This window comes from Synechococcus sp. LTW-G (genome assembly GCF_054459035.1).
Window position 1 is genome coordinate 26,190 of the sequence record NZ_JBTKYW010000011.1, and the last position, 7,332, is coordinate 33,521.

6 protein-coding genes are annotated in these 7,332 nt (G+C 62.8%); 5 read left to right on the forward strand and 1 reads right to left on the reverse strand.

The features are described from left to right. Nucleotides 1–102: 102 nt before the first annotated feature. Nucleotides 103–828, reverse strand: coding sequence for a DUF3120 domain-containing protein (locus ACXIQ9_RS12185; protein WP_459016802.1), 726 nt, complete (start codon nt 826–828; stop codon nt 103–105). A gap of 97 nt (nt 829–925) precedes the next feature. Between ACXIQ9_RS12185 and ACXIQ9_RS12190 the strand changes: the two genes are divergently transcribed. The 5 genes from ACXIQ9_RS12190 (at nt 926) to ACXIQ9_RS12210 (ending at nt 7,223) form a co-directional block, all read left to right on the forward strand. Further along, entirely contained in the window at nt 926–1,789 is an 864-nt protein-coding gene (locus ACXIQ9_RS12190) for an undecaprenyl-diphosphate phosphatase (RefSeq protein WP_424174596.1), read from the forward strand. Between the two features lie 44 nt (nt 1,790–1,833). Then, complete coding sequence (locus ACXIQ9_RS12195) at nt 1,834–3,210, forward strand: TIGR03279 family radical SAM protein (RefSeq protein WP_459016803.1); 1,377 nt, start codon at nt 1,834–1,836, stop codon at nt 3,208–3,210. 164 nt (nt 3,211–3,374) lie between these two features. Then, on the forward strand, nt 3,375–4,997 hold the full coding sequence (locus tag ACXIQ9_RS12200) for a TolC family protein (protein WP_459016805.1): 1,623 nt from the start codon (nt 3,375–3,377) through the stop codon (nt 4,995–4,997). A 79-nt stretch (nt 4,998–5,076) separates the two neighbouring features. Beyond that, entirely contained in the window at nt 5,077–6,417 is a 1,341-nt protein-coding gene (locus ACXIQ9_RS12205) for a BCD family MFS transporter (protein WP_459016806.1), read from the forward strand. Between the two features lie 2 nt (nt 6,418–6,419). Beyond that, nucleotides 6,420–7,223 (forward strand): inositol monophosphatase family protein, encoded by an 804-nt coding sequence (locus ACXIQ9_RS12210; RefSeq protein WP_459016807.1) that lies wholly within the window; start codon nt 6,420–6,422, stop codon nt 7,221–7,223. Nucleotides 7,224–7,332: the final 109 nt, after the last annotated feature.

Here is a 7,332-nt window from a genome sequence, read left to right on the forward strand (position 1 = left end):
GAACGGGAACCACAGGGAGAGGGCTGCTAGGCAGCCAGCCCTGCAAACCTACAAGCAGCGGTCCTCGCGGCTGTGCCCTTGCGTTGAGGCTTTTGCAGTTCTTCAGATCAGCCCACTCCAGTGGGGAGACCAGAGGGCGGCGGCGAGGAAAAGTCCATCCACAGCAAGGGTTGTGGCCATGGCGGCCGCGGCGACTCTCCAGGCGCCATCGGGATGGTGCCAATAACGGTGGCAGAGGTTCAACAGCACCATGCCCGCCAGCAGGGTGACCCCCAGGGGCATGGGCTCCAGCACCCCAAGGGCTGCCTGATGCAGCAGGGCGGTGGCCTGATCGATGGGTGCGTTGAGCACTTCGGTCCAATGGCGCATCACGCCGGTCACGGCCATCACACCGTCGGTGGCGGCGGTCCCGACCAAGGAGGCCAGGTAGAAGCTGGCCGCGAGGCGCCAGCGGGTGCCGAGCCCCCCGAGGGCCAGGGGCAGGGCGAAGGCCTCAATTGGCAAATGCCAGAGGGGATGCAGGCGGCACCAGCCCCAAAACAGACATCCCCCAAGCCAGCTGCCGCTGAAGCCCACCAGCAAGCTGCCGGCGCTGCTCAACCGTTGGTTGGGGTGCTCCGACAGGGCGATCCCCAGGAACAGCAAGGGGGCCGTAAAGAGCGCCGCAGAAAAGGGTGCCAGGCGCACCCAGGGGGCCTGAAGGAAGACCGGCAGGGCCACCAGTAGGCAGCCCGACAGCCAAAGCCCCCAGCCTTTTGCCTCGGAGCCACGGCTTGGCGGTGCCTGGGTCAGCGTCTCTGTGGTGAGGCTGGGCTGCACCCCGAGCACAACGCCTGTAACGAAAGGTATCCAACCTTAAAGGGTGCGCGGCTTCTCAAGGCCTCCCCCCGCGCATAGGGTCTGGCCTGATCCTTGCTGCCCTGCCGTGACCACCCTTCCCCCCACTGAGTCGCTGGGGGTCTTGGAGGCCTGTTGGCGTTTTTTGGTTCTCGGTGTGGTGCAGGGCCTGACGGAGTTCTTGCCCATCAGCAGCACGGCGCACCTGAAGGTGGTGCCGGTCCTGCTCGGCTGGGGTGATCCCGGCGTGGCGGTGACCGCGGTGATCCAGCTGGGAAGCATCGCTGCGGTGATTGGCTTCTTCCGCGAGGACCTCAAACAGGTGATCCAGGCCTCCTGGCAGGCCTGGCGTGCTCAGCGCTGGGACACCCCTGAGGCGCGCTTGGGGCAGGCGATTCTTTGGGGCACCCTGCCGATCCTGGTGGCGGGCCTGGGGATCAAGCTCTTTGTTCCGGACTTTGATCAGTCCCCGCTGCGCAGCCTCACCTCCATCGGGATCGTCTCGATCGTGATGGGCCTGCTGCTGGGGCTGGCGGAGCGTTGGGGCAGCCGTCGCCGCGTTCTGGGTGATGTCGAGCTACGGGATGGCTGGCTGGTGGGCCTGGCCCAAACCTTGGCGCTGATTCCCGGGGTCTCCCGCTCGGGCAGCACCCTGACGGCCGCGTTGTTTGACGGCTGGAAGCGTTCTGAAGCCGCTCGCTTTTCCTTCTTGCTTGGGATTCCGGCCATCAGCCTGGCCGGTTTGGTGGAGCTCAAGGATGCGTTTTCACAGCCAGCGGCCGGCGGAGCCCTGCCGCTGCTGGTGGGCATTGCCTCTTCGGCGGTGGTGTCTTGGCTGGCGATTGCCTGGTTGCTGCGTTTTCTGCAGAACCACAGCACCTGGTGGTTCGTCGGCTACCGCGTCTTTTTTGGTCTGGGGGTGATCCTTTGGGCTGCCCGCAGCGTCGCCTGATCCAGCTGCGTCTCAGACTGAAGACAGGTGTGCAGTAGCGGCCTGTGTGGAATGAGCCTTCGGCCGGGGTGGTCCTGGCCGAGACAAATGGAGAGGTCAGGCTTCCCGCTCCTGCGGTGGTGGATCGCGTCGAGCCGGACTCCATCGGCGATGAGCTGGGAATCCAACCGGGTGATCGCCTCCTGAGCATCAACGGGGTGCGCCCCAGGGATCTGATTGACCTGCAGTTTTTGGTCGGAGAGGAAGAGCTCTGCCTGGAGGTGCAGGACCCCGATGGCAGCGTGCATCGGGTGGAGCTGGAGAAGGATGCCGATGAGGGCCTCGGCCTGGCCTTCACCGAGGCGCTGTTCGATGGCCTGAAGCAGTGCAACAACGCCTGCCCCTTTTGCTTCATCGACCAGCAGCCCCCGGGCCATCGCCGCAGTCTTTACGTCAAAGATGACGACTACCGGCTGAGCTTTCTCTACGGCTCCTACCTCACCCTGACGAACCTCTCGGCTGCCGATTGGGAGCGGATCGAGCAGCAGCGCCTCTCGCCCCTGTTCGTCTCAGTGCACGCCACCAACCCGGAGCTCCGCTCCCAGCTGCTGGTGAACCCCAGGGCGGCGTTGCTGCTGGAGCAGTTGGCTTGGTTCCAGCAGCGGCAGCTGCAGATCCATGCCCAGGTGGTGGTCTGCCCGGGCCGCAACGACGGCGAGGCCCTGGAGCAGACCCTCAGGGATCTCTCGGAGTTCGCCGGTGGCGAGTGGCCAGCGGTGCTCTCGGCTGCCGTGGTGCCCGTGGGCTTGACCCGTTATCGGCCCGATGGGGACGGCTTGGTGCCGGTGGACCGGGCCTGCGCCCAGCGGGTGATCGCCCAGGTGGAGACCTTGCAGGTGGGATTCCGGGAACGCTTCGGTAGCCGTTTCGCGTGGCTCTCGGATGAGTGGTATCTGATGGCGGGCTATCCCCTGCCGGATCGGGCCGACTACGAGGACCTGCCCCAAGAGGGCAATGGGGTGGGGAGTATTCGCTCGTTTCTGGAGGCGATGGATGAGGCCACCAGCGATCTGCCGGCTGCCCTGGCGGCCCCCAGGCGGGTGAGTTGGGTGGTGGGGCAGTTGGTGGCAGAGGCCCTGCAGCCGGCGGTGGACCGTCTGAACCAGGTCGAAGGCTTGGAGGTGTTGCTCAAGGGGCTGCCGAGTCCCTACTGGGGTCAGGATCAGGTCGTAACGGGGTTGCTCACTGGTTCGGACCTGCTCGAGGGCTTGGAGGGCGCGGAGCTGGGTGATGAATTGCTGTTGCCTGCTGTAATGCTGCGTCAGGGTGAACCGATCTTTTTAGACGACCAACCCTTTGAAGTCGTTGCGGCGCAACTGAAGTCCCCTGTGCGCCTGGTGCATGGGGCGGACGACATCGTGGCCGCCTGCCTGGGCGGCTGAAGATTGGTTCATTAAAGTCGGGTCAGATTTATTTGTCAGGGTTTTTGGTGGGTCGCTTTTTTCGCGCAATTGCTGCGGCCACTGGTTTCTCCCTGTCCCTAGCCACTCCGCTGGCCGCGGAGGCGGCTGATGAGGCTGCAACGGCTCCTCAGGCAGCCCCCAAGTTGGAGTTGATTGATCCCCCGCCGATGCCTCTGCCTTCGGCGTTCAGCACCAAGGGCCAGCGCCCCAAGTCCAACCCGACGGTGCTTCCTCCGGCTGCCACCAAGCTCGACCCAGCGCTTCAGCGGCTGGCGGCCCCGGCAACCCTGGCCCTGCCGGATAAAGTTGATCAAGTCAAAATCGTTGAGCTCCGCCCGCTCTCACTCCAGGACGTGGAGAACTTGGCGGAAGTGAACAACCCCAACCTCAAGGCCGTTGCGAGCCGCGTTGATCAAGCCCAGAGCAATCTGAGGGCCGCTATTGCCTCTTGGTACCCGAATTTCGACTTTTCTGCGGGACAATTCCCAGCGTGGACTTATGGACGTGCGTACAACTATCTGAACTCCATTGGTTCCACCACCGAAGGCGGCAACACCCAGACCAACCGTTGGGCGGCGACGGCCAACCTCGGCTTCAACTGGGATCTGATTAATCCCCAGCGGGTTCCCCAGGTGAGCGCGGCCCGGGATGCATTTGAGCAGGCAAAGAACACTTATCTGATCGCCCTCCGAGATCTACGTCTGCAGGCGTCTCAGGCGTATTTCCAGCTTCAATACAGCGATGACAATGTTCGGATTGGTCAAACCTCCGTCCAAGCTTCTCTGGTCAGCCTGCGAGATGCCAGGGCCCGTTACCAGGCCGGAGTGGCGACCAAGCTTGAAGTTCTCGAGGCTGAAACCCAGCTCGCGCGTGATCAAGACCTTCTGACTGACTCCTTGGCAAATCAGGCGAATGCGCGAAGGAATTTGGCGCGATTGCTTGATCTTCCGCAAAACATCACGCCGACAGCTAAGCAGCCCCTCCGTCCTATAGGGGTTTGGATGCCCTCTCTTGAGGAGAGCATTTTGGGGGCTTATGCTTTTCGCGAAGAGCTTGATAATGCACTTTTAAGTATTTCCGTTTCTAATAGCAATGCCAATGCTTCTCTGGGTGCCGTTCAGCCGTTCTTGAGTATCGTCAACAATTTCGTAACGGCCCGAACCTTTGGATATGCGGGTTTGAACCCGGGTGCCACAGCAGGTCTAGGTGTTTTTGAAAAAGGTGGCATACAAAGCGGCCAAACCTGGACAACAGACAACGCGGTCGGTCTGAATGTGCGCTGGTCGATCTTTGATGGTGGCCGCGCCCGTGCTCAATACCGCCAGTCCAAGCAACAAGCCCAGGAAAACGCTTTCCGTTTCGCAGAGACCCGTGATCGGGTTCGCTACGAGGTCGAGCAGAGTTTCAACAATCTGCGGGCTGATACGCGCACGATCCAGACCACTTCACGCGAGGTGCTGTCCTCCCGGGAATCACTCCGCTTGGCTCGCCTTCGCTTTCAGGCCGGTGTGACCACCCAGCGAGAGGTCGTGGATAACCAGCGGGACTTGACTCAGGCACAGCTGCGGTATGCACGAGCTCTCGCTGACTACAACACCGGTCTTTCGGAGTTGCGCCGCCGCACGGGTCTCGATCAGATCGGCATCTGCAAGGCCCCCAAGCTCTCGGCGATCAAGCCGCTTGAGGACGAGACTTACACCGTTCCTGTCTCGCCTGAGCCCCTGCCGCCGGCCTGCTCTGCTCCCTATCCGGGGGCCAAGAGCTAGGGCTTAGTCCGACTAACGTCAGTGACCAGCTGAGCGACTGCAGCTGTCTCTTCCTCTTCCTCGTCTGATCCGTCTGGGGTTGTTCCAGGGGTGCCTGGGCTGTCTGGCGGTGATCTTTGTCGGGATGCTCAACCGGGTGATGCTCACGGAGCTTGGTTTCCCTGGGCTGCTGGTGGGTGGTGCCCTGGCCCTTGAGCAGGTGGTGGCCCCGGCGCGCATCCTGTTCGGACAGATCTCCGATAGCCGGCCCTGGGCAGGCAGGCACCGCACCCCCTACATCTGGCTGGGTTCGGCTTTGTTCTGCAGCCTGGCGGTGCTGTTGATCCCGCTGATCTTCCGCCTGCATGCGGCCTTCGGATCAGGGGATGCCGGGTCGATTACGGCTGGGATTGCGGCGATCTGTGCGGTGGTGGCTTGCTACGGCCTGGCGGTCTCGCTTGCGACGACGCCCTACCTGGCCCTGGTGATTGACCTGACGAGCGAGGAGGAACGCCCCCGGGCGGTGGGCTTGATTTGGTGTCTCCTCACCGTGGGCATCGTGGTGGGTGCGATTGCCACCAGCATTTGTTTGAAGGGGCTGGATGGGGTGAGTGACCCAGCGCTGCTTGAGCCAGCGCTGTTCCAGTTCTTGGCTCGCGTGGCCGTGGTGGTGTTTGCCCTGACGGTCTTTGCCACCTGTGGCGTTGAGCCCCATGCGAGTGAGCGGGCGATTAGTCGCTCGGAGGACCGTGAGGATGCGATTACCCTGGGGGATGCCTGGCGTCTGATCACCTGCAGCCGTCAGGTGCTGGTCTTTTTCTGCTTCCTGCTGGCCTTCACCTTGGCGGTCTTCCTGCAGGACCCGATCCTGGAGAGCTACGGCGCAGAGGTGTTTGGTCTGCCGATTGCTGCGACGGCTTCCTTGAGTGCGGTTTGGGGGGTGGGAACCCTGCTGGGTTTGCTGCTGGCCGGGCTCTGGTTGGTTCCCAGGCTTGGGAAGTTCAGTGCGGCTCGGCTGGGCTGTCAGCTGATCCTGTTGTCGCTGCTGCTGTTGGCGGGCGTCGGGGTGCTGGCTGATCCGAATGCATTGCGGATCGTGCTGTTTCTCTTCGGACTGGCGACAGGGATCGGAACCAATGCCACCTTGGTTTTGATGCTGGATCTCACCCTTCCTGCTGTCGCTGGCACCTTTGTTGGTGTCTGGGGCCTGGCCCAGGCCTACTCACGGGCGTTGGGCAAGGTGATGGGTGGGGGTCTGTTGGATGCAGCGCGCTGGGTGTTGCCTGATGCACCAGCGCATGTGGCCTACGGGCTGGTGCTGCTGTTTGAGGCGTCCATCGCGGTTCTGGCCTTGGTGCTGTTGAGCCGCGTCAGCCTGAAGCAATTCCGGGCGGATACAGCCGGCAATCTCGATCGTGTTCTCGCTGCGGAGCTGGGGTGACGATGCTTTCTCTTGCGATGCCAGAAGGCTTGGAGCAGCTGGGGCTACTGCTGGATCAGGTGGCCGAGCGACAGCGACAGGATTTTGGCCAGCTGGATTCCGAAGCCAAGGCCGACGGGAGCCTGATCACGGCCTGTGACCGCTGGAGCGATGCCACCTTGGTCAAAGGCTTGGCTGAGCTCTATCCCGGTGAGGGGGTGCTGAGCGAGGAAGGCAGTCAGTCGGTTCCGACCTCGGAGGCCTACTGGGTGGTGGACCCCCTGGATGGGACGACCAACTTCGCGGCGGGGATTCCCTATTGGGCGATTTCCCTGGCCCGCTTTGAGAACGGAGTCCCGGTGCTGGGGGTGTTGGACGTACCGCCCCTGCGTCAGCGGATCGTGGCGATTCGAGGCGGTGGAGCCTGGCGGAAGGACAAGAAATTGGGTGCCCCTTCGGCCCGCAATCAGGTGGCCGGTTGCGCGTCGCTTTGCAGCCGCTCGATAGGGGTGCTGCAGAAGCTTCCGAATCAGCGTTTCCCCGGGAAGATTCGGCTGCTGGGGGTGGCCAGCTTGAACCTGGTGAGTGTGGGGATGGGGCAGACCATCTCGGCCTTGGAGGCCACACCGAAGATTTGGGACCTGGCTGCCGCATGGCTGGTGCTCCAGGAACTGAATTGCCCGATGGATTGGCTGGTGCGGGATCCAGCTCAGCTGAAAGCCGGCGAGGATCTGAGTGAGGCCAATTTTCCTGTGCTGGCGGCGCGCAATCAGGAGACCCTGGCGCGCTTCAAGCCCTGGGCGGACGCTCTGGTCTGCCGCGTTTGACGGAATGGGGGTTGATGGTGTTATGGTTATGTGCTGCGAGCAAACCGAAAGGTGAGCGAGCAGCGAACTGAAAGCTGGGGAAACCTGGTGATGTAGGTTCGATCAGCGG

Bases quoted from the DNA above. Each gene is read 5' to 3' on its own strand.
- ACXIQ9_RS12210 (WP_459016807.1), top strand. From the start codon at position 6,420: ATGCTTTCTCTTGCGATGCCAGAAGGCTTGGAGCAGCTGGGGCTACTG.